The sequence below is a fragment of the Paenibacillus sp. CAA11 genome (assembly GCF_003060825.1).
Classification (GTDB): Bacteria; Bacillota; Bacilli; order Paenibacillales; family Paenibacillaceae; genus Fontibacillus.
Window position 1 is genome coordinate 3716305 of record NZ_CP028922.1, and the last position, 21347, is coordinate 3737651.

Annotated in this window: 17 protein-coding genes; 3 read left to right on the plus strand and 14 right to left on the minus strand. The window is 50.8% G+C overall.

The annotated features are described in order from the left end of the window. Window positions 1-135: 135 nt before the first annotated feature. Window positions 136-1380, minus strand: a complete 1245-nt coding sequence (locus DCC85_RS17375; RefSeq protein ID WP_108466706.1) for a sugar ABC transporter substrate-binding protein — start codon at window positions 1378-1380, stop codon at window positions 136-138. Between the two features lie 437 nt (window positions 1381-1817). Then, a complete protein-coding gene (locus DCC85_RS17380) occupies window positions 1818-2183 on the minus strand; it encodes a hypothetical protein (protein ID WP_108466707.1) in 366 nt (121 codons plus the stop codon). Between the two features lie 193 nt (window positions 2184-2376). Between DCC85_RS17380 and asnB the strand changes: the two genes are divergently transcribed. Then, window positions 2377-4221: an asparagine synthase (glutamine-hydrolyzing) gene (gene asnB / locus DCC85_RS17385; RefSeq protein ID WP_108466708.1), complete on the plus strand. Its 1845-nt coding sequence runs from the start codon at window positions 2377-2379 to the stop codon at window positions 4219-4221. A 46-nt stretch (window positions 4222-4267) separates the two neighbouring features. On the opposite strand, the gene DCC85_RS17390 is transcribed toward asnB, so the two are convergent. The 3 genes from DCC85_RS17390 to DCC85_RS17400 form a co-directional block, all read right to left on the minus strand. Next, the gene (locus DCC85_RS17390) at window positions 4268-4891 is read right to left on the minus strand and encodes an XTP/dITP diphosphatase (protein ID WP_108466709.1); all 624 of its coding nucleotides are present in this window, start codon (window positions 4889-4891) and stop codon (window positions 4268-4270) included. 1 nt (window position 4892) lies between these two features. Further along, entirely contained in the window at window positions 4893-5645 is a 753-nt protein-coding gene (gene rph / locus DCC85_RS17395; protein ID WP_108466710.1) for a ribonuclease PH, read from the minus strand. Between the two features lie 155 nt (window positions 5646-5800). Next, complete coding sequence (locus DCC85_RS17400; protein ID WP_108466711.1) at window positions 5801-6856, minus strand: GerMN domain-containing protein; 1056 nt, start codon at window positions 6854-6856, stop codon at window positions 5801-5803. A gap of 140 nt (window positions 6857-6996) precedes the next feature. Between DCC85_RS17400 and DCC85_RS17405 the strand changes: the two genes are divergently transcribed. Beyond that, window positions 6997-7551 carry a phosphatidylglycerophosphatase A family protein gene (locus tag DCC85_RS17405; RefSeq protein ID WP_108466712.1) on the plus strand — a complete coding sequence of 185 codons (555 nt, stop codon included), beginning with the start codon at window positions 6997-6999 and terminating at the stop codon, window positions 7549-7551. A 138-nt stretch (window positions 7552-7689) separates the two neighbouring features. On the opposite strand, the gene DCC85_RS17410 is transcribed toward DCC85_RS17405, so the two are convergent. From DCC85_RS17410 to DCC85_RS17420, 3 genes are all read right to left on the minus strand, one after another. Further along, entirely contained in the window at window positions 7690-8682 is a 993-nt protein-coding gene (locus tag DCC85_RS17410; RefSeq protein WP_108466713.1) for an MBL fold metallo-hydrolase, read from the minus strand. Continuing rightward, the gene (locus DCC85_RS17415) at window positions 8679-9419 is read right to left on the minus strand and encodes a class I SAM-dependent methyltransferase (protein ID WP_108466714.1); all 741 of its coding nucleotides are present in this window, start codon (window positions 9417-9419) and stop codon (window positions 8679-8681) included. Before DCC85_RS17415 ends, DCC85_RS17410 begins: the two co-directional genes overlap by 4 nt. Before the next feature lie 171 nt (window positions 9420-9590). Beyond that, on the minus strand, window positions 9591-10808 hold the full coding sequence (locus DCC85_RS17420) for a peptidyl-prolyl cis-trans isomerase (RefSeq protein ID WP_108466715.1): 1218 nt from the start codon (window positions 10806-10808) through the stop codon (window positions 9591-9593). A gap of 461 nt (window positions 10809-11269) precedes the next feature. Between DCC85_RS17420 and DCC85_RS17425 the strand changes: the two genes are divergently transcribed. Beyond that, entirely contained in the window at window positions 11270-12625 is a 1356-nt protein-coding gene (locus DCC85_RS17425) for a dipeptidase (protein WP_108466716.1), read from the plus strand. Between the two features lie 260 nt (window positions 12626-12885). On the opposite strand, the gene DCC85_RS17430 is transcribed toward DCC85_RS17425, so the two are convergent. The 6 genes from DCC85_RS17430 to DCC85_RS17455 form a co-directional block, all read right to left on the minus strand. Then, entirely contained in the window at window positions 12886-14592 is a 1707-nt protein-coding gene (locus tag DCC85_RS17430) for a glycoside hydrolase family 84 protein (RefSeq protein ID WP_108466717.1), read from the minus strand. 140 nt (window positions 14593-14732) lie between these two features. Then, on the minus strand, window positions 14733-16466 hold the full coding sequence (locus tag DCC85_RS17435; protein ID WP_108466718.1) for a family 10 glycosylhydrolase: 1734 nt from the start codon (window positions 16464-16466) through the stop codon (window positions 14733-14735). A gap of 46 nt (window positions 16467-16512) precedes the next feature. Beyond that, complete coding sequence (locus DCC85_RS17440) at window positions 16513-18144, minus strand: extracellular solute-binding protein (RefSeq protein WP_108466719.1); 1632 nt, start codon at window positions 18142-18144, stop codon at window positions 16513-16515. 34 nt (window positions 18145-18178) lie between these two features. Continuing rightward, window positions 18179-19069, minus strand: coding sequence for a carbohydrate ABC transporter permease (locus tag DCC85_RS17445; RefSeq protein ID WP_108466720.1), 891 nt, complete (start codon window positions 19067-19069; stop codon window positions 18179-18181). 28 nt (window positions 19070-19097) lie between these two features. Next, on the minus strand, window positions 19098-20024 hold the full coding sequence (locus DCC85_RS17450) for an ABC transporter permease (protein WP_108466721.1): 927 nt from the start codon (window positions 20022-20024) through the stop codon (window positions 19098-19100). 24 nt (window positions 20025-20048) lie between these two features. Then, a complete protein-coding gene (locus DCC85_RS17455) occupies window positions 20049-21347 on the minus strand; it encodes a 6-phospho-beta-glucosidase (RefSeq protein ID WP_108466722.1) in 1299 nt (432 codons plus the stop codon).

Below are 21347 nucleotides of genomic sequence, written 5' to 3' on the forward strand. Positions count from 1 at the left end.
CCATATAGATTGAACTAACATTCATTTCTTTAGTTCATTCTTTATAGGTCATCAAAAAGCTTGCAGCCGAGACCTGCCTTAAATTCAAGGAAAGTCCCGGCACCAAAAGCAAGCTTTATGCGGATGGGAAAAGGGTTACTTGTTCCCGAGTATTTCGTTCGCCTTCTCGTTCAGCTTATCCAATTCGGCCTGCGTATCCGCTCCGCCAATCGTGATCTTCTCAAAGGAAGCAATTGCCGCTTGCGCAATGGTCTCCCATTCCTTAATTTGTGGAGCAGGACGAGTATTCTCCAGCTGTTTACCAAATGCAGCGATCATCGGATCTTTGAACTGTTCATTGTTCCATGCACTCTTAAGAGCCGGAAGCGAGTTGGAGGTTTCGTAGTATTTCAGCTGTGCCTTCTCTTCGGTCAAGAAAGAGATGAACTTGGCAGCTTCCTCAGGGTTCTTACTATACTTGAAGATAGACAAGTCCGATCCGCCGATAGAAGAAGTATTGGTCTTCTTCGAAGGCAGTGTTGTTACCGTCCACTTGCCGTCAATCTCTGGATCTTTCTCTTTCGTTGTCTGAATCATCCACGGACCGCTGATATACATTGGGAGCGTGCCGTCTTTAAATGCAGCTACAGTATCCAGGTCATTTCCTTTAGGGGACAGACCTTCATCATAGAAGCTCTTCAGGAAGTTGATCGCTTCTACATATTCCGGCTTGTTGAACAAAGGCTGGCGGTTGCTGTCAATGATGTCACTGCCATTTTGCCATGCGTAAAGAGCAGTATAAACCTGGTCCTTGGCTTCGATCGGCAAGGCGTAATGTCCTTTTCCACCCTTGGCTACCAGTTTTCTGGACGCATCCTTCAGCTCATCCCAAGTCTTTGGCCCTTCAGGATAACCAACCTCACCCAGCAGATCCGTACGGTAGAAGAGCGCGCGGGTTTCTACATACCAAGGCACTCCATAGGTTTTGCCATCGTATTTAGTAGTTTCTACAGCGCCATCGAAGAAGTTATCCGCCTTAAGGCTCGGATGTTTCTCGATATATGGAGCCATATCGAGAAGTGCGCCTGCATTTGCGAACTCAGGAATCCAAGTTGTCCCCATTTGGATCACGTCCGGGCCATTCTTTGATGCGACAGCCGTCAGCAGCTTATCATGCGCGGAATCCCAAGGAATTGCCTGTACATCGACCTTAATACCAGGGTTAGCTTCCTCGTACATTTTTGCAACCGGAGCCACACTTTCCGAAGTCCCCATAAACCATACCTTCAGCGTTTTGGAATCGCCGCTTCCGGATTCGGAATTGTTCGAACCACAGCCGACAACTACCATCGAAAAAGCAAGCAATGCGGCCAGAGTAACCAGCCAGGTTTTTTTCTTCATCTCTTCCTTCACCCCATGATAAGATTAGTAATGATTCAGCAAATTGCAAACCCTTACATCGAAACGTTTCGATTTTTATCGAAAAAAATTCGCTGCTTTTTATTTGTTTTGCAGCTCTTTATTTAGCTGCAGTACGAGCTAAATAAGTTGGTTTAATCGATTTTAATCGCTTTCACTAAGATATTTAATTCATTTGCTTGTTTTTCTCTTCTGATATCTTCATTCAGAGCGATCAGAAAATTTGAAACGTTTCAATAACCACATTATATACGCCTGTGTTAGCGATTTCAATCATTATTTTGGAGAATTCCACAACAAATTTTATTTCTTCTCCTATATCCATTTTGGTGTCAACAAATCAGGCAGCACGATCCCGGGCCATTCTAGGCCCGGTGCCGGTACAACCCTAAGCTCCCGTGCTGCCAAGAACTCTAGTCTTAAGCTCCGCCTTTGGGCAGCATCTGCTCAAGCTTCTCAGATATGTTGCCGTAAGACAGAAGGCTCTGTCTAAAGTTCTCACGCTGCACTTCCCCGCCAGCTTCCGGCCAGGTTGCAGCCCCGAAATCTTCCTCGGCAATCTCCTCGTAGGCATTGTTCAAATTTTCATTGTACCAGTCAATTTGAGGATCGATTTTGGTACTGTACATATGAACGATTTCATAATCGCCTGTTTGCTTGGCTCTGGCTACATACACCAGCAAGTCCTCGCTTCCCGCATCGTCCGAAGACACCTCAATCTCGGCGCAGCGAAGACCTGCCAAATCGGTCAATCTGCGAAATTCTGCTTTGCTGATGTTATACATAACTTTTATGCACCCTTTCCCTGCTCCTTATTAAATAGGCAGCGAATGCACCTTGCGCTGATCCTATTGTACGTTTTATAGTTTTCCGCCCCGGACAAACATTTTATGCCTCCATTCGGCATAAAGTGTTAATACTTTACGGCGAGGCAACCCAAAGTGGGGGAACCTTTTGGAGAGAGGATGAATAACAGAAATGTGCGGAATAACAGGATTTATAGAATGGGAACGGGATCTGACTCAAGATTCCGAGCTCTTGCTGAATATGACGGAAACCTTATCCAAGCGAGGTCCTGATGCCCAAGGCACCTGGATCTCAAATCCCTGCGCTTTCGGTCATCGGCGCCTCAGTGTCATGGACCCCGAGAACGGAGCCCAGCCCATGGTGGCCCATGAGGACGAGCTGGTCTTCACTGTCGTATATAATGGTGAAATTTACAATGCACCTGAACTGCGGCGGGAGCTTCAGCGCCTTGGACGAACATTTCGGACACAATGCGATACAGAAGTTCTGCTGCAAGCTTATATTGAATGGGGACCTGGCTGTGTCGACCGCCTGAACGGAATTTTCGCCTTCGCTGTTTGGGACAGTGCGAAGAACCATGTCTTTTTTGCCCGGGATCGGCTTGGGGTAAAGCCCCTGTTCTATAGTGAGCAAACTGGCCTCCTCATCTTCGGTTCTGAGCCCAAAGCTATTCTTCAGCATCCTAAGGTTGAAGCTGTCGTAGATGCGGAAGGGCTGGCCGAAGTTTTCGCCGTGGGTCCGGCAAGAACACCGGGGCATGGAGTATTCAAGCAGCTGAAGGAGCTGCGGCCAGGACACTGCATGATTTACAGCCGGGATGGTCTCCGCATCTATCCTTATTGGAAGCTGGAAAGCAAGCCTCATGAGGAGAGTGTAGAGGAGACTGCAGCCCGCCTTCGCGAGCTTCTTACCGATACGGTGGAGCGGCAGCTCATATCCGATGTCCCCGTCTGCACTCTGCTGTCCGGCGGACTGGATTCAAGTGCCCTCACGTCTCTTGCGGTTCAATATTATAACCGGACCGGACAGGGCAAGGTGCATACCTATTCCGTAGATTATGTGGGAAATGACCAGCATTTTAAGGAGCATAGCTTTCAGCCGGGGGCGGATGGTCCCTGGATCGCACGCATGGTAGAAGAGCTGGGAACTAAGCATCATTACGTCCAAGTGGATACGGAGGTCTTGGTTAAAGCGCTCGATGACTCGACCCGTGCCCGTGATCTCCCGGGGATGGCAGATGTTGACGCGTCTTTGCTGCTTTTTTGCGAAGAGATTAAGCGGGGAGCTACCGTAGCCATCTCAGGGGAAGCCGCTGACGAGATCTTTGGCGGATACCCTTGGTTTCACAGAGATGAACTGAGAAATGCCGGAACTTTCCCGTGGTCAGTAGCGACAGACCTTCGGGCCAGCTGGCTTTCTGCCGAGACCAGAGAATGGATTCGTCCGCTGGAGTATGTTAACAGGCGCTATGAAGAAGCTTTAGCCGAGGTTCCCGCGCTGGACGGAGAAGATGAGGAAGCGGCCAAGATGCGGATTCTGTCTTATCTTAATATCACCCGGTTTATGCCGACCCTGCTTGATCGCAAAGACCGGATGAGTATGGCCGCAGGCCTGGAGGTTCGGGTTCCCTACTGCGATCACCGCCTTGTTGAATATGTCTGGAATATCCCTTGGGACGTTAAAACGACTGGCGGCCGCGAGAAGGGCATTCTCCGCAAAGCGTTGGAAGGCGTGCTGCCAGATGATGTCTTGTACCGCAAGAAGAGCCCTTATCCTAAGACACACCACCCGGCTTATCTGGAAGCCGTAAGAATTCAGGCTCTTGCCGTGCTCGATGACAGTTCTTCTCCGATCCTCCCGTTCATCGATGCCGATAAAATCCGTGAGCTTGCCGGAAGCCCAGAAGCCTCCTCCAACCTGCCCTGGTTCGGGCAGCTGATGTCCGGCCCGCAGCTGTTCGCTTATATCGCTCAAGTTAATTACTGGCTCAAGAATTACCGGATTTCTATCCGCTAATTGCAAATAGAGCGGCTCCCCCATACGGGGATGCCGCTCTAAATCTTTACAACGTTCTAAGCTGTTCCTTCAGGCGTTCCAGCGCCCGGCCGCGATGGCTGATAGCCTGCTTCTCCTCTAGGGTTAGCTCTGCCATCGTCTTGCCGAATTCCGGAATGTAGAACAGCGGATCATAGCCAAATCCGCCACACCCGGACGGTTCTGAGGTAATCCAGCCTTCTACTTCTCCCGTAGCTTCCGTAAACTGCCCTGTGGCCGGGTCATAGTAAGCCAGATGACAGACAAAGCGGGCCGAGCTTAACAGAGGCTGCTCCGTATCCTCTCCCTCGGACAGCTCCTCCAGCTTCCACAGCAACTTCTCGTTGTTGTCTTGATCGGAAGCCCCTTCTCCTGCATACCGTGCTGAATAGACACCAGGAGCTCCATCCAGCCGGTCTACACAAAGCCCGGAATCATCGGCAAGCACAGGAACCCCTAAGGCATCCCCCACTTCCTTTGCCTTCTTGCGGGCATTCTCTGCAAAGGTGGTTCCATCCTCAACCACATCCGGTGCTTCTGGATAATCATGCAGACTCTTTACCGCCCGGCCGAGAAATTCCAGGGCATGTGCAAATTCTCGGGCCTTGCCCTTATTCCGCGTCGCAATGATTATATTGGAATCCTGTGTCATTTTATGACCTCTCCGCCTGGCTTCCAATTTTGTCAGCAATACTGCCCAGCGCCTCACGCTGCTGGAGAATCATCTCGCGAATCCCTTTCTCAGCTAGCTCAAGCATTCCATTCAGCTCTTCTCTGGAAAATGGATTCTCTTCTCCGGTACCCTGTACCTCAACGAATTTACCCTCTCCGGTCATCACCACATTCATATCTACCTTGGCCTTAGAGTCTTCCTCATAATTGAGGTCAAGCAAGAGCGCCTCACCTACGACTCCAACGCTAACAGAAGCCAAATAATCGTTAATTGGGAACGTCGGGAGGTTGTGTTTCTGGGCCAGCTTATTCATAGCTATAGCCATCGCGACAAAAGCTCCGGTAATCGAGGTCGTCCGGGTACCTCCATCGGCCTGAAGCACATCACAATCAATTAAGACGCTGCGCTCTCCCATGGCCTGAAGATTTACAACAGAACGCAGAGCCCGGCCAATCAGCCGCTGAATCTCCATCGTTCTGCCAGTCAGCTTGCCCCGAGCAGCCTCCCGCTGGTTACGCGTCTGGGTGGCACGGGGAAGCATCGAATATTCAGCGGTTACCCAGCCTTTCCCCTGCCCCTTCATGAAGGGTGGGACCTTCTCTTCTATAGTAGCCGTACACAGTACCTTCGTATCTCCTGCTTCAATGTACACGGAGCCCTCTGCATACTTATTAACCTGGACCTTGAAATTCATCGGCCTGCGTTGATCGACGCTGCGCCCGTCTATTCTCATTCTTGTCTGCCTCCTACATCTTATCCTGTCATTAGACTTCCCCTATTTTACCAAAGTGACAGCCTAAAAGCATCTTCCTAGTTCTGACTTAAGGCTGCGCCGGAAAATGCTCACAAAAAAGGAGACCCGCCTATGCGGTCCCCTCCTAGCAGCCATTATACAGGGAGATTGTTGATCACAGCTGGCTTCGATACCGGATCACTATAACGCTGATTATCGCTGCCGATCACCTCTTCGCTGCCGTTCAGCTGAATCCTAACTTTGCTTCCCTTGGCGTTTTCTGTTACGGTCAGTACAACGGATTGCAGCATTTGGGCCGGAAGCTTGTCTCCGTTCTCAAACATCTCGTCCTTGAGAGATACGGTAACGACACCCTCTTTGGACGTCTTAACCGATTCCAGCTTGGCTCCGGTCGTCAGAACCTCTTCCAGGCCATTTTCGCCAAGAGGACCGCGAAGCAGCTCACCAAGCGCGGCTTGAACCGGATCTCCTCCCGCAGGTACCAGCCGCGTGACTGGCACGAAGTAAGGATCACCGCTCGATGAGGTAGCTGTAAAATACAAAGTCACCGGCCGGGTCTGAGCTAGGCTGACGTTCTGATCCAGCTCCAGATTAATGCCTGCCGACCGGTTGAGTGGATGGGCCAACGGAGTATGATCTACCGGCATTTCGTTAAGTCTCTGGCCTTCAACCCAAATCTCCACGTTCTGAACCTGGGGATCACTGGTTAAAGTCCAAGTGATGGCCTCTATTATTTTACGTTCATCTTTGGCTTCATAACCTGCAAATGGCTTGGTAAATTCAACCACAGCAAGCTTCTCATCCTCTTTAACCGTAAGCGACTGTACCTCCGTTCCCTCCGGGAGTACGGCGGTAAAGCCGGCCGGAAGCTTGGTCTGATACGGTCCGTTCTTAACCAGTGCTTGCAGAGCCAAAGTACGCTTATCTTTCTGACTGGAAGACAGCGGAATCGCTACAGGGACAAGCAACCCTTGTCCATTACTGACATAAACTGTCGTAAGCGTCTCATCCTTGGCGGAGAGCTCCAGATGAACCTGATCCTCCAACCCGCTGAGCATCTGCGCTTCCACATCTGCCGGAGGCGGGTCAATCTGGGCAGACGGACTTGCGCCGGGAAAGCTGCACCCTGACAGCAGGAGCGCCAGAATTCCAGCAGTCGCAGCAGGGCGCAGGTAGGGTAATACTTTCATAAGCAGGGTCCTCCCTAACATTTTTCTATGGTTTGTACTACTATGTATACGAGCTCCCTCCCGGAAAAATAACTACGATTTGCGGGAAGTGGACACACTGCAATTATCTGTTCTTCACAATTGACGACGAGGTGATGAAGATGGAACAGGCGAAACAGCCATACAGTCTGAACAGTAAGAAGGTGGCGGACGCTACTCGGAGCTGGCTGCACAAGCGCGGCATCAAGATCGAAGAAATTGCCGAGCTCGTCATGCTCCTGCAGCAGAAGTATTACCCGGAGCTGACCATGGAGGAGTGCATCCACAATGTGGAGCAGGTTCTGACCAAACGCGAGGTGCAAAATGCAGTGCTGACCGGCATTCAGCTGGACCTGATGGCCGAACAGGGTCAGCTGATCCCCGAGCTGCAGGACATGATTGAACATGATGAAGGATTGTACGGCGTTGATGAAATACTAGCCTTCTCGATCGTGAATGTCTACGGCAGTATCGGATTCACCAATTACGGCTATATCGACAAGCTAAAGCCGGGGGTACTGGAACGGCTGAACGATAAAAGCCTTGGTCCAATCAACACCTTCCTCGATGACATTGTCGGGGCAGTCGCTGCCTCTGCAAGCAGCCGGATTGCCCACCGCAAACAGGCGGAGCGGGAGAAGGCGCGCGGAGAAGATACGCTGGACGCGGAGAGATAGCCAAGCTTCCAGATCCCAAAATCCTGTGAAATTTAGAGTTCAATTGTCATATGAGCCATAAGCAAGGGCTGTCCTAATCAGTATCCCCTACTGAGAAGAACAGCCCTTAATTCTTAGCCTATAGCGCTTACCCCATTTTCAATCCGCTAGTCTATAACGCAAGACGTCCCCTCGTCCCCAATCTTGGCTAACCCGTTCCCGATGCTCCAGCTCCACCAGATGAGCCAGCACCTCGGACATGGCAAAGCGGAGCTGATGCAGCGTAAGCTTGCTGCCAAAGAGAAGCAGGTGAAGCTCGTAAGCCGTGAGCGGACCCCCTGCCAGAAGTCCGATGAGGCGGTTAAGCCGGTCCTCGTGATGCTGGAGCAGTGCGGCAATTCGTTCCTTGTAATGGGTGAACGGATGCCGGTGGCCGGGATACGCTCTGGTTACCATGAGCGGCTCAATCTTCTTTAGCCCCGCTAGGAATGAACGAAGCGGTGCAGGATCTCCGCCCGGAAGATAGCTGATATTCGGGGAAATCTGGGGCAGCACAGCATCCCCGCAGAGCAGACTGCCGGAAGCCGGATCATAGAAGGACAAATGTCCGGAGGCATGTCCTCCGGTTTCGTAAGGAATCCAGCTGCGGCCGCCCATTTCAAAGCCTTCACCTTCCGCAATATAGCTGACTTGCGGGGCAGGGTGCACTTCAGAGAAGAACCCTTCCAGATGCCGAAGCATCGGCAGCATCAATTCGTCGGGCAGCCCATGTCTGCGGTACAACAAAGGCAGCTCATCGTTCATCCGGGAATTCTTCCCCCACATGAGTTCTGCTTCCTGCTGACACCTGCGGGACATCCGGACGGCTGCGCCCGTGCGCTGCTGCATCCAGCCGGCCAGCCCGTAATGATCCGGGTGGTGGTGAGTCACCACAATGGATGAGATCTGCTGAGGAACGATCTGGAGGGCACGGCATACCTCCCTCCATTCCGCTTCTATCTGTGGTGAGCGGGGTCCTGGATCTACAAGGGTGATCCGGCCATCCTCCCCATAGAGCAGATAGCTGTTCACCCAGCGCAGCGGTGAAGAGAGCGAAATTCGCACCTGTACCAGCTTCCCGTCCTCCCAGTTTACCCATTCCGGCAGTATCATTTGCGAAAGCCTACCATGATCATACGCGGTGAGCTCTCCGGATCATAGCTCTCCTCGTTATAATTGCCATGGATGGCCTCCAGGGTCAATCCAGCCTCCGCAAGCATCTGTTCGAAGCGTTCCCGGGGGTACAGCTTAATCCGCTCCAGATAGTGTCTCGGCTCTCCCGGCTCCCCTTCTGCAGCCGTAATTTCAATCCGCTTCTTCACATACCCATCCTCGATGCTGCGCTTCTCACGAATTCTCTGTCCCTCGTCGATCCGTTCTGAGCTGGGTACAAGCCGGGCTATGGTATAAGCCGGGTTTAAGAAGTCTATAATAAATTTCCCGCCTGGCTTAAGAACTCGGTATATTTCCCGCAGCACCTGGACATGTTCTTCGTCCCGCTCGAAATAGCCGAATGAAGTGAACAGATTCACCACGGCGTCAAAAGGCCCGTCGAATGGAAGCTTCCGCATGTCCGATTTCAGCCATCTCACAAGTCCCTTCGGGTCATTCTCCCGCGCTTCCCGAAGCAGGACGTCAGAGAGATCGACGCCGGTCACCTCAAAGCCCGCCTCATGCAGTGCCATGGAATGCCGCCCCATGCCACAACACAGATCGAGCACTTTCGAGCCCTCTGGCAATCCGAGCCAACCGATCATTTGATGAACCTCCCGCTTGGCGCCCTGTACATCACGATGTTTATATACCAGCAGGTAATCTTCTCCAAAGCTTTGTTCATACCATTCAGCCATCGTTATCCGTCCCTCTCCTTGTTCTGTCTCTAACCGGAAATCATTACCGTTTATTTTAGCGCTTTTTATTTGATTTTCAAAGTTTCGAAAAATCAAAACAGCCGCCAGGGATGCCTGGCGGCTGTTTAAGCTGCTTAGAAGACCGCCTAACCTAGCAAAGTAATCTCACGGTTACTTCGCAGGAGCGGCCGCTGCTTTCTCATTCGCTTTATTTTCAAGCGTATTTGTGATCTTGGCTTTCGATTTGAGATCGGCCAGCCAAGTTGTAGCCTTCTCGGAAACCTTCTGAGTTACGATCATATCTTTGATCTCAGCTTTCTTCTCTTCAAGTGTAGCTGTATGTGCTTGCTTGTAATCGGTCATTTTAAGAACCTGGAAGCCAGCGTCAGACTTAATAGCTCCGCTGATTTCGCCTTTCTTCAGCTTAAATGCGGCCTCATCAAAAGCTGCATCCTGAGTTCCCTTGCTGACATAACCCAGATCTCCACCCTTGTCCTTAGTTGTTGTATCAATGGATTTCTCTTTTGCCAGCTTGGCAAAGTCCGCTCCGCCCTTAAGCTCCTTGATAATTGCCTCGGCTTCCGGCTGTGTAGCCACCAGAATGCTGGAGAACTTCGCTTGCTCCGGTGTATTCATAGCTTCCTTGTTTGCCTCAAAATACTGCTTGATCTCATCATCCGTCACTGTAACCTTCGGTTCAAGCAGCTTCCGGATTTGAGCTTCTTTCTTCAGCTGCTCATTAAAGTCTTCCTCGCTCATCCCATATTGTGCAAGCACCTGACTCAGCGCTTCATCGGAGCCGAATTGCTTCAAATAGAAGTCCTTCTCCTTCTTGATATCAGCGTCCGTAATCTGCAGCTTCTCTTTCTCCATCTCTTGGCGGACCAGCTCTTCATCAATCATGCCGCTAAGCGTCTGCGTGCCGCCTGCCTCAACCAACTTGTCGTACAGCTTGTCCTTCGTAATATCTTCTCCGTTAACGGTAGCTACAACCGTCTTGGCATCGCTTTGACCGAACGGATTCTTCACAAGCGAAATGACCAGCAGCACAGCGAGCAGCAGCGAAATGCCGATCCATACCTGGCTGCCGCCGCGCTTGGTTGACTCTTCTTCAGCTGCCGGGTGATCTGTGCCCTCCGTGGCAGAAATTGAGGCCAAGGCCTCTCCTTCTGGCACCAATACTGAAGTGTTCTCCTCAGTTTGGCCTACTTCTTCTGTTTCAGACTTTGGTGCTTCCTGCCCAGACCCAGTAGCGGGTTCATTTACTGCAGATGACGTATCTGTATTCTCTGTATTCTTTGTAGTTTCTGTAGTTTCGGACTGACTCTCATTCAACGGCTCCGCGGCCTCTGGCTGAGTATCCTGCGGGTCCTTTTTTTCTTCTGTCATGTAATCATGACTCCCTTCTTGTACGCATTCTTAAATAAAATGTTATCAAAAACCTCTTCCGCAAACCTTAAGAGTACCTAAAAATTATTTAATTCCCTTTAAGGATATCTTAAGGTTTACAGCAAGGATAACAGAAATTTTGCCGAAATCATACGGTTACATCAGCAGAAAATCATGCTTCGAGTCGATTTTGGCTTCGCGGGTCACTAGCTGACAGGTGTAAGACATCCTCATGTTTACATAGAAGGTCTTTCGCATATCCACCATTCTCTCATAGCCAACCCCTGTGCATACCTGATGCGCAGCTGTTCATACGATAAAAAAGACAGATACTGCTATTATCGGCCCTTCCCCCCTCGCTTGTTAGGGTTGATCCCCACAAATATCTAAAAGACTTTTCGTAAATCGAACAAAACGTAGTACAATAAATAATATTTCAAGCTGGGAGGAAGATAACAACTATGGACTATCAAGCATATTTTGCCGGACGTAGAGAACAGCAGCTGAACGAGCTTAAAGAATGGCTGTCCATTCCAAGCATTTCGGCTATTTCGGCACACAAGCCGGACGTAAATAAGGCTGCTGCTTGGCTGGCAGAGACGTTGAAGCGTGCCGGTTTGGAACATGTGGAAGTGCATGAGACTACCGGACATCCTATTGTGTATGCCGATTATTTGCACGCCCCTGGAAAACCAACCGTACTTGTGTATGGACACTATGATGTACAACCAGTTGATCCGCTGAACCTTTGGGAGACGCCTCCTTTTGAGCCTACCGTGCGCGATGGCAAGCTGTTTGCCCGGGGTGCGACGGATGACAAAGGTCAAGTCTTCTTACATATTAAAGCGGTTGAAGCGATCCTCGCCGAGGAGAAGAGCCTTCCTGTAAATATCAAATTCTGCATTGAAGGGGAAGAGGAAGTATCCAGCCCAAGCCTGCCTCCGTTCCTTGAAGCGAACCGTGAGAAGCTTGCGGCTGATGTCGTTCTAATCTCCGACACTTCCCTGATTGAGAAAGGCAAACCTGCCATCTCAACAGGCCTTCGCGGGCTGTGCTCCTTGGAGATCGCTCTTCATACTGCCAATACAGATCTGCATTCCGGCTCCTTCGGAGGCGGCGTTCCGAATGCGCTCCATGCTCTCGTAGAGCTGCTGGCCTCACTGCATGATCAGAATGGCCGAGTCACCGTAGATGGCTTCTATGACGATGTACAAGAACTGTCTGCTGAGATGAGAGAAGAGTTCAAGAAGCAGGATTTCAATGAAGAGAAGCTGAAGAACGATCTCGGACTCACCACGCTGTTCGGCGAGGAAGGCTTCTCCTTTGTAGAGCGTACCGGTGCCCGTCCTACGCTTGAGCTTAACGGCGTATACGGCGGATTCCAGGGCGAAGGAACCAAGACGGTGATTCCAAAGGAAGCTCACGCCAAGATCACCTGCCGCCTAGTCGCTAATCAGAATCCACAGGACATTCTGGATAAAATCGAGCGCCATCTGCTTGCCCATATTCCAGCGGGCGCAACGCTTGACATCACCCCGGGCGAACGGGCCTTTGCATTCAATATCGACCCGTCGCATCCAATGCTGCAAAAGGCTGCGGACGCCTACGAGCGTGTCTACGGCACGCGCGCACTGTTCACAAAGGATGGCGGCTCTATTCCGATTGTAGAGACTCTATCCCGCGTACTGTCGGCTCCGGCCGTAATGATGGGCTTTGGCTTGCCGGATGAGAACCTGCACGCCCCTAACGAGCATTTTAACCTGGAGAACTTTGACAAAGGCCTGCTGACCATTGTCGAGTACCTGAAGCTGATCTAAAGGAAATATCATTCAATTGCAGCAATTCCTGTATAGCCGGAGACGATTTTCTTCTCCGGCTATTATTATGTAGTTTTTATGGCTCCTTCGTGACCTTTTCGCGCGAATAACAAAAAGCCTCCCTTCACCTGTCTTGCAGTGAATGAAGGCTCCCCGACAGCCATATTTTCAGCTTCCCAAGCTTGATCCGCTCGTCTTGCCGCTCGTCTTGCCGCTTCTCTTGCGGCCTTTGACATCGAATTCCCGCATCACTCGCTACCCTAAGATTCCAAGGTCAGCCGGTATCCGTCCTTTCCCTCCCTGACCGCAAATCCCCAGGCTTCGGCTGCTTTCCAGGCCGGATCGCTCCCTAGACGGACCTTGAATGCCTGGCAGGCTTCGGCCTGTTCGCGCAACTCTTCATTGACCCCGGGTTCAAACGTCCCGGTAACCTTACGCCGTACGGCTCTCCACAGCTTTACATCTGCCAGAGCTCTTTGCAGCCACGGCCCTGCTTCTTCCTTAAACTTGTGGTTACCCCATTGAAGTAACCTGGAGGATGTGCTCTCCAGACGGTCGAAATACAAATCAAGCCTCTGGACATCTTTGCTTTGCAAAGCCTCTTTCAATTCCTCATATCCACCGTTGTAGAGTTGACTATTTAAATTCTGACTACAGAAGAACATCATATCCTCTGCCAGCTCTCCGGCAAATTCCCGGACCGACAGTTCCCAGGAAAGCTCAGGCATATAACGTTCACTGTTCCACATATAGTGAGCCATTGTATTTAGTGTAATCTTGGAGCATTCCCATTGAACCATCGGATTCGCCACAACCGCATGATGCCCGGTCTGACCAAGCCGCGAATAACGTCCGCGAACCGGATCCAGAAACAACCGGTCGTAGTCAGCATCATTAACCGGTATGTTGTCCCACAACCACAGATCATGTCCGTAATAACTGTAATTTTCCTGCGCATGCTTGCTTCCGATTTTCGGGGCAAAGACAGAATAGCCGGTCCAGAATATCTTGATGCCTTTATGCATCTTCTCGCGGATATCCCGCTTATATTCGGTATCCCAATAGGACCAATATTCTGTGGGACACATCGCCAGTGTAACCTCTTGCAATTGACCGCTTAGATAGGTATAGACACGATTTGCCACATAGGCGTGGGCTAGTCCGGAACGTTCCAAGTAATGAAGGTTCTCTCCTGACAGCGTATAGTCGATATCGTCCATCAACAGAGCAAAATGCCGCACACCGATGGATATCATCGCTGCCATCTTCGCTTCCAAACTGGCAAAATCCGCTTCACTGCGAAACTTTAGATCGTTCCCCGGACTAATGCAATAATAGAAGTCCACCAGATGAGTATCGCATTCTTGCTTCAGCTCACGAATCTGGGCAAAAATATTCTCAGGATAGGGTTCACACCATAGCTCACGATGATAGGGGTCATCCTTGGGAGCATATATAAACGCGTTCATTCGATGAGCCGCCATATAGCGTACAGCATCCATTCGGTCATCAAAGCTCCACGGCGTGCCATAGAATCCCTCAATAATACCGCGAATCGAAAAGGAGGGCTCATCATGAATCGTTGCCACGGGCAATCGACACTTCCCATCATCTACACTCAGCAGTTGGTGCAGCGCATCCATCCCATACTTTAGTCCTCTCTTATTCGAGGCAGCTATTGTAATTTTACCGTCCTTGCTTATGTTCAGCTGATAACCATCCGCCTTAAGAGTTCCCTCATATTCAAGCTCCAGAGTGGCATTGCCTTGCTCGAGTGTCTCTCCTTGCTCAAGCTGTTCAACAATAGCAATCGGGCCATCCGCAGCAAGTGGACCCTCGTATTTCTGAATCAGGGAGAACTTTGAAGACAGCTTGCATCTGAGCTGCCGTCCTTCCAACACCAGTTCCTCACCCTGATCGTAATAATCCCGAAAGTAATACTGCCGTTCTCTTAGCGGCATCGTCATATTCACGCCTCCTTTTAGCCTTGGTGAAGGAGATGGAACAGCGCTGTTCTGGTGCATGGAAGCGTCTGATGCTGCCCGAATCTTTCAAGCTCCTCCACCATTTGTATTAGCCGTGATTCAGCTATGGAATATATGCGGTGTTAATCCGTAATCTTCAAATTTCCAAACACGGCCTTATTCTGCGAATCGTCTCCCGGATTGCTAAGCGCCATGCCGATGTACACTTGGCGGCTCATCGGAATCTGCACGCTGCCGACCTTCTGCCACCGCTTGCCGTCAGATGAGACCAAGCCGGTAAAGGTATTTCCCTTTCGGCTCAGCTTCAGCCATCTGGGGACAGAGGCATCCGCAGTCTGGTCAACCGTGCTGCCCGCGGCCGCTGTGCGATACTGGAAGGTTGCACCATTCCCTTGGGTAAGCATCATGTCCGCGTGCTTCGCCTGGTTATCCAGCGACTCACGGATCATGATGCCGGCCTTGGCCCAGCCGTCCATACGGTCTGTGGACCGTACCTGAACCACGATCTCTGCATCACCTTCCACAGGTTTATATACAAAATTCAGCCGATCCGCTCTGCCCCAAATATCCGTAGAGCTGCTGCTTAATGTAAATTGCTTATTGGATGCATTGTAGGTGGCGTTCCCCAGCATGGAACCGATATTTCTCGCCTTCCACCCGGCTGGCAGCTGGGCCGGATAGTCTTGATCCTCGGGTGACGTCCAGTCCGGCGTCGGCCAGGTTGCACGTTCATGGATACTGGCTAGCTCATCTTCTGGCCAAGCTCCGTAGGAAAAGAACGACAGGCGCTTCACGTCTGGATAATTATCGCGGATTCCCTTGTAAATCTCCTGATATTGATCATCGGTCCAGTCATTATCCAGGGTTGCTGCAATCTCCACGTTACTGCCGCTGATCCGGTCGCTAGTATCCTTCAGGATGCCGTATGAAGTGCTGTAAACCCAATCACTGTTGAAATCCCAGTCATCAAAATATGCCATCGGTGCGACAAAGTCGATCTCATCCTTGAATTTGGCTACATTCTGTCCAACCTCTGTAAATTCGGGCGGCAAAATATATACACCAAGCTGCACACCCGGGTTCGCGGACTGTGAAATATCTTCCCGGATATCGCTGACATACTGTCCGATCTGCTCCGTTCTCCATTCATTCCATTGTCTTCGCTTCACCGAATCCGTATTGAAATCAATGGTGAGCGGTGAATACCCGAACTGTGCCTTGTACTTCGCCACAGTGTAATCGCTGACGTCCATGTTGTAATTGTCGAAGCGGATCCAGTCCAGCACCACGCCGTCAACCGGATAATTCTCGACTACTTCCTGAATGATGGAGCGCTCATAGCCTTGAACATCGTGGTGAATCGGATTGACGAAGTATTCGCTCCCGTTAGCGCCTGTAAACGGTGTCCGCACCCCGTTCACCAGCGCCTGCATCTGCCATTCCCTGTGCTTCAGAAAGGCTTCCTGGTCATGGAACTGCGGAATCCAGGCGTGAACTTTAATTCCTGCGGCATGGGCCGCCTTAATGACCTCCTGCAGAGCATCGAAATTCTCGTAGCCCTGCGCGATCGGAGCGATATCACTCTGATAAAATACCCGGCCGGATGGAACCTCATCGTCTTCATCCTGCTTCACGTTCATGCTGATGACATCGACTCCGTAGCGTTCAGACATGGCAATAAAATTCTGGACATCCGCCTTATTCTTGAACTGGTTCACAGTTCTAACAATAACTTCTGTCTCAAAAGGGCGATTCTCCCTTTCTGCAGCCTTAGCCAAAACGGCAGTTCCTATTGCTGAGGAAATCAACACCAAACTTAATGCAGCAATGAACTTCGATTTCAGCGCAAATGACATATTCTCGCCTCCATATAAATAGTGCTATTCATATTTCAAACTCGAATTATTTCGTTGCGTTGATTTTCTTGACATTCTCCTGCCATTTCTCGGTCCTGAACTCCAGCAGCTTATCCAGTCCTGCTTTATTGGCGTTCTTTTTGGCCGTCTCCAGCGCTGACAGCACTTCCTCATCTGACGAGGCTTGAACCATCTGCGCGAAAGCAAGGGTATGAATATCCTGGATATTCTGAGCGATGATGCCGGCCTCTGTATCCGGAAGCGGGTCGGTATTCACGAATTCCGTAATGTCCAGCGCGGTCTTCCAGGTTACTGTGGACTGCGCCACCGTCTCCCACGATTTCTGGTTCGCAGACAGGGAAGCCTCCAGGCTCATTTTTGCCTTATCGATAAAGGTCGTATTGCCCGCCCAGTTGAAATCCTCGAATTTGCGCATGGTTTCCGTTCGCTCGTTAGCCGGGGTCGTCTTGTATTTCTCGTTCGGTATCGGTGCTCCATTCGCATCCTCTTGATCCCAGTACAAGCCTTTCGGACCGAAGAAGAGCACCTTCTGTCCCTCCGAACCCGTAATCCAGTCAAAGTACGCGAAGATCGCCTCAGGATCCTTTGCCTTAGTCGTAATGACATTTACGTTCCAGCCCAGCGTCTCATATCCGCTTACAAACACCTTTGTTTTGTCTAATCCGGCTTTGTGCACCGGCCAAATAATTTCATATCCGCTATCCGGATTACTGGCTGTCAGTGCTCGGTGTCCCTCGGCTCCATAAGTAGTAATATTGGACTCGACCATAACCGCTACCCGGCCGGTATTTACCTTTTCTTTAACCGCATCCTGAGTCTGCTGCAGCGCATCCTGGGTAATCAGCCGCTCACGGAACAGCTTGTTGATATACAGCATCATTTCCTCGAAGGCAGGATCGTCATAGATCGGAAGCAACTTGCTGCCTTCCGGATAGCCCATGAGGGAGATGAATTTGCTCGTAGCATTCTCTCTGAACCCGCCGTACATGATTTCCAGGCCTGCCCCCTTCTCACCAACCTCCAGAGGCACTACATCCGGATACTTGTCTCGTACCTGAAGCAAATATTGATACAGATCATCGAAGGTTTCCAGCTTCGGTTTGCCGAGCGCGTTGTAAATATCTTTGTTGACCATCCACCCGCCATTGCCGAATTGCCCGGAGGTATACCAGTTCGGGATTTGATAAATCTTGCCGTCCTCAGAGCGAAGCAGGTTCAGGGTGGATTCTTTTACATATTTTTTGAAGTTCGGATACTTCTCATAGTAATCATCCAGCGCAACCAATCTTCCTGCCTGCACCAGCCGCTCTACCGTGGATCCACGGTCAGTGAAAATGACATCCGGCAAATCGCCGCTGACGATCATGGTGTTGAGCTTTTCCGCGGCAGCTCCCCCCGATTGCACCGGTTTAACGGTAACCTTCCTGTTCTCCTGAATCCATTTCGTCGCCTCATTCTCCCCCCAAGGCGCGGTCGTAAGCCAGTCATAGTTTCCATAAAAGCTGAAGGTAGTGGGTTTGATTCCGCTGCCGTCATCAGCCGCTACCCCGGTGCCCGTATTCTGTGAAGCGTTATTATTCCCGCCTCCGCCGCAGGCTGTGAGAAGAAGCAGCAGAGAGAGCGTCAGAAGCGATACCCCTTTCAAGCGATTGCGCATTCGTTTCCCTTCTTTCTACCCAATATGGAGACTGCTATTCTTTCAAAGAACCAATCAACACACCCTTAACGAAATACTTTTGGAGAAAAGGGTACGTTAAAATAATCGGAATCGTCGCGATCATCATCGTGGCCATGGCCAGCGACTTCGTGGTAACCGTCCGGTTCCGGTTCATATGATCCTGAGCAATGGCATTGGATGAGCCAATTTCGGTCATAATGTTGGAGTTCATAATTTGCCGCAGGAGAGTCTGTATAGGAAGCAGAGGATCCTTGGTAATATAGATTGCTCCCGTAAACCAGTCATTCCAGTAACCCACCGCCGTAAATAGAGCAATGGTAGCGAGCACCGGGCCGGAGACGGGAATGACGATCCGGAAGAAAATGCCGTAATTGCTGCAGCCGTCGATCTTGGCCGATTCCTCCAGCCCGTCAGGCAGAGCAGAAAAGAAGGTGCGGATAACAATCATGTTATAGACGCTGATGATGCTCGGAATGATCAGCACCCAAAAAGTGTCCAGCATGCCGAGAGAGCGAGTCAGCATATAAGAGGGAATCAGGCCCCCGCTAAAGAACATCGTGATCATGAAGAACACCATATACTGCTTGCGGAACAGCAAGGTCTTCTTGGACATTCCGTAGGCTAACAGGGCCGTGAAGAAGACGGACAATACCGTACCGCTCATGGTTCGAAGAATAGTAATCATGAACGAATTCAACAGGCGGTGATCCTGAAACACAATATAATAGTTCTCCAGTGTATATACTCTCGGCCACAGGGTTACACCCCCGAGCGCCGTATCGCTCCCTTGATTAAAGGAGATGACCAGCGCGTTCCAGAACGGGTAGAGCATGATCACCGCCATCAGTGTCAAGAGCACATAGATCGTCCGCTGCATCATTTTGTCGCCCAGGCTTAGTCTCATTTTGTACCCCTCCTATGGTTGTATGGTCCTACCAGAGACTGACGCCGGCCCGGCGGGCGATTTTGTTGGCTGTAACCAGCAGAATTACACTGATTACCGCTTTGAACAGCCCTACCGCTGTCGCATAAGAGAATCTGGCATTGAGTATCCCCACACGGTACACATAGGTGTCAATTACATCGGAGTATGGCCGGAGGATGGGGTTAGTTGCCAACAGCAAAATGTCCTCAAAGCCTGCACTGAGCAGATTACCGATGGCAAGAATCATAAAGATGACAATAACAGGAGCAATACTGGGGAGTGTAACCAAATAAATTTGCTTAAACCGGCTTGCGCCGTCGATCGAAGCGGCCTCATACATAGCCGGGTCAACGCCCGCGATCGCAGCCAGGTAGACAATGCTTCCGAACCCGACCTCCTTCCACACGTTGACGCTCACCAGAATTGACCAGAAGTATTCCGGTATCGCCAGAAAGTTGACCGGCTCTTCAATCAGGTTCAGTCGCTCCAGCAAGATGTTCACCGTTCCGTTATCTACGGACAGCAGCGAGAATACGAAACCGGAGACAATGACCCAGGATAGAAAATAAGGCAAATAGCTGACCGTCTGGATAAACCGTTTAAAGCCCATATGCCCAATTTCGTTCAGCATCAGTGCAAGCAGGATCGGAGCAGGAAAGGTGATGACCAGTTTCAACAAACTGATCACAATAGTATTTCGCATCACATTCCAGAACTCGGGCGCCTCAAAGAACATTTTGAAATGCTTGAACCCGACCCAAGGGCTTTCCAGAATGCCGTTAAAAATATCGTATTGCTGGAACGCCATCACCACGCCGTACATCGGGATGTAGCTGAAGATAGCAACAAAAATAATTCCCGGCCAAACCATGGACTGTAAATCCCACTGATTGGTCAACTTTTTCCATACACTTGGTTTAACGGCCGCCTTCATCCATTTTTCCTCCTCTGCTGCCTTCTAATGAAATAAGGGCAAATAAGGTTTGTTTTTCTCCAGCATTTCATCCAGCAGTTTCTCCGCGACGGTAACGGAAGGCACCAGCGGATGATGAACCAATGCCTGCAGGGCAATATCGCGGTCTCCGTGCACGGCAGCCTCAATGGTCAGGCTCTCGTAGTGCTTGACCGCGGCCAGTAAACCTCTGACGGACTCCGGAACCTTGCGCAGCGGAATCGGCAGCGGACCCTGCTTGGTCACGATACAATTCACTTCAATGGAAGCATCGTCCGGCAGAAAATCAATAATGCCATTGTTGCTGACATTCAGCGTCTGGATGTCGCGTGAATCATTATAAATGGAGCGCATCAGCAGTACTGCCGCTTCCGAGTAATAAGCCCCGCCGCGCTGCTCAAGCTGCTTCGGCTTCTCCTTCAGCTCTACGTTCCGGTACAGCTCGAACAGCTCTTCTTCTACCTTCTTCACCACCTCGGCACGAGAGCCTGTCGTTCCCGCTGCTTTCTTCTGTTCCTCCAGCATGGCGTCCGTCAAATAGTAATAGCTCAGATAGTAGGAAGGAATGGCGTTTAGTCCGTTCAGGAACCGATGGTCCCAGGAATCAAACGGCACATTGCTGGCCTTGTAGCTCTTGGGATAGTCTATGAGCTCCTGCAGCTTGCTTTCGCCGTCAATCACGACATCGGATACCCAGTGCAGATGGTTGATGCCGACAAACTCCGAGTAGATCTTGTCGATCGGCAGCCCGAAGAACTCGGAGAGCCATTTTTGAAACCCGATCGGCGAGTTGCACAGCCCTACACTCTTGACCGAAGAGTATTTGTGAACCGCCTCGGTCACCATGCCGGCCGGATTTGTAAAATTCAGCAGCCAGGCATCAGGGGCAAGCTCCTCCATATCCTTGCAGATATCCAGAATGACCGGGATCGTTCGCAGGCCTTTCATCATTCCTCCGGGCCCGGTCGTTTCCTGGCCGATGACATTGTACTGAAGCGGAATAAGTTCATCCCATTTGCGCGCTTCCAGCATGCCTACCCGGATTTGCGTGCAGACAAAGTCCGCTCCGGCAATGGCCTCCCTTCGGTTAAGCGTTTCCATAATGGCAATCGGCAGGCCGGACTCGGCAACCATGCGCTTGCTCAGCTCCGCAATCGTATGCAGTTTCTCCCTCCCCTCCTCAATATCCACCAGCCATACCTCGCTCACAGGGAGCTCTTTGTGATGCATAATGATGCCTTCCATAAGCTCAGGCGTATATGATGACCCTGCTCCGATGACAACCAGCTTCAATGTTTCCTCCAT

What these genes read in the sequence shown, in the direction of transcription:
- DCC85_RS17400 (WP_108466711.1), bottom strand. Translation starts at nt 6,856, where the DNA reads ATGAAAGTATTACCCTACCTGCGCCCTGCTGCGACTGCTGGAATTCTG.
- DCC85_RS17415 (WP_108466714.1), bottom strand. Translation starts at nt 9,419, where the DNA reads ATGGCTGAATGGTATGAACAAAGCTTTGGAGAAGATTACCTGCTGGTA.
- DCC85_RS17435 (WP_108466718.1), bottom strand. Translation starts at nt 16,466, where the DNA reads ATGTCATTTGCGCTGAAATCGAAGTTCATTGCTGCATTAAGTTTGGTG.
- DCC85_RS17420 (WP_108466715.1), bottom strand. Translation starts at nt 10,808, where the DNA reads ATGACAGAAGAAAAAAAGGACCCGCAGGATACTCAGCCAGAGGCCGCG.
- DCC85_RS17450 (WP_108466721.1), bottom strand. Translation starts at nt 20,024, where the DNA reads ATGAAGGCGGCCGTTAAACCAAGTGTATGGAAAAAGTTGACCAATCAG.
- DCC85_RS17440 (WP_108466719.1), bottom strand. Translation starts at nt 18,144, where the DNA reads ATGCGCAATCGCTTGAAAGGGGTATCGCTTCTGACGCTCTCTCTGCTG.
- DCC85_RS17425 (WP_108466716.1), top strand. Translation starts at nt 11,270, where the DNA reads ATGGACTATCAAGCATATTTTGCCGGACGTAGAGAACAGCAGCTGAAC.
- DCC85_RS17390 (WP_108466709.1), bottom strand. Translation starts at nt 4,891, where the DNA reads ATGACACAGGATTCCAATATAATCATTGCGACGCGGAATAAGGGCAAG.
- DCC85_RS17380 (WP_108466707.1), bottom strand. Translation starts at nt 2,183, where the DNA reads ATGTATAACATCAGCAAAGCAGAATTTCGCAGATTGACCGATTTGGCA.
- DCC85_RS17375 (WP_108466706.1), bottom strand. Translation starts at nt 1,380, where the DNA reads ATGAAGAAAAAAACCTGGCTGGTTACTCTGGCCGCATTGCTTGCTTTT.
- DCC85_RS17455 (WP_108466722.1), bottom strand. Translation starts at nt 21,347, where the DNA reads ATGGAGGAAACATTGAAGCTGGTTGTCATCGGAGCAGGGTCATCATAT.
- rph (WP_108466710.1), bottom strand. Translation starts at nt 5,645, where the DNA reads ATGAGAATAGACGGGCGCAGCGTCGATCAACGCAGGCCGATGAATTTC.
- asnB (WP_108466708.1), top strand. Translation starts at nt 2,377, where the DNA reads ATGTGCGGAATAACAGGATTTATAGAATGGGAACGGGATCTGACTCAA.
- DCC85_RS17430 (WP_108466717.1), bottom strand. Translation starts at nt 14,592, where the DNA reads ATGACGATGCCGCTAAGAGAACGGCAGTATTACTTTCGGGATTATTAC.
- DCC85_RS17410 (WP_108466713.1), bottom strand. Translation starts at nt 8,682, where the DNA reads ATGATACTGCCGGAATGGGTAAACTGGGAGGACGGGAAGCTGGTACAG.
- DCC85_RS17405 (WP_108466712.1), top strand. Translation starts at nt 6,997, where the DNA reads ATGGAACAGGCGAAACAGCCATACAGTCTGAACAGTAAGAAGGTGGCG.
- DCC85_RS17445 (WP_108466720.1), bottom strand. Translation starts at nt 19,069, where the DNA reads ATGAGACTAAGCCTGGGCGACAAAATGATGCAGCGGACGATCTATGTG.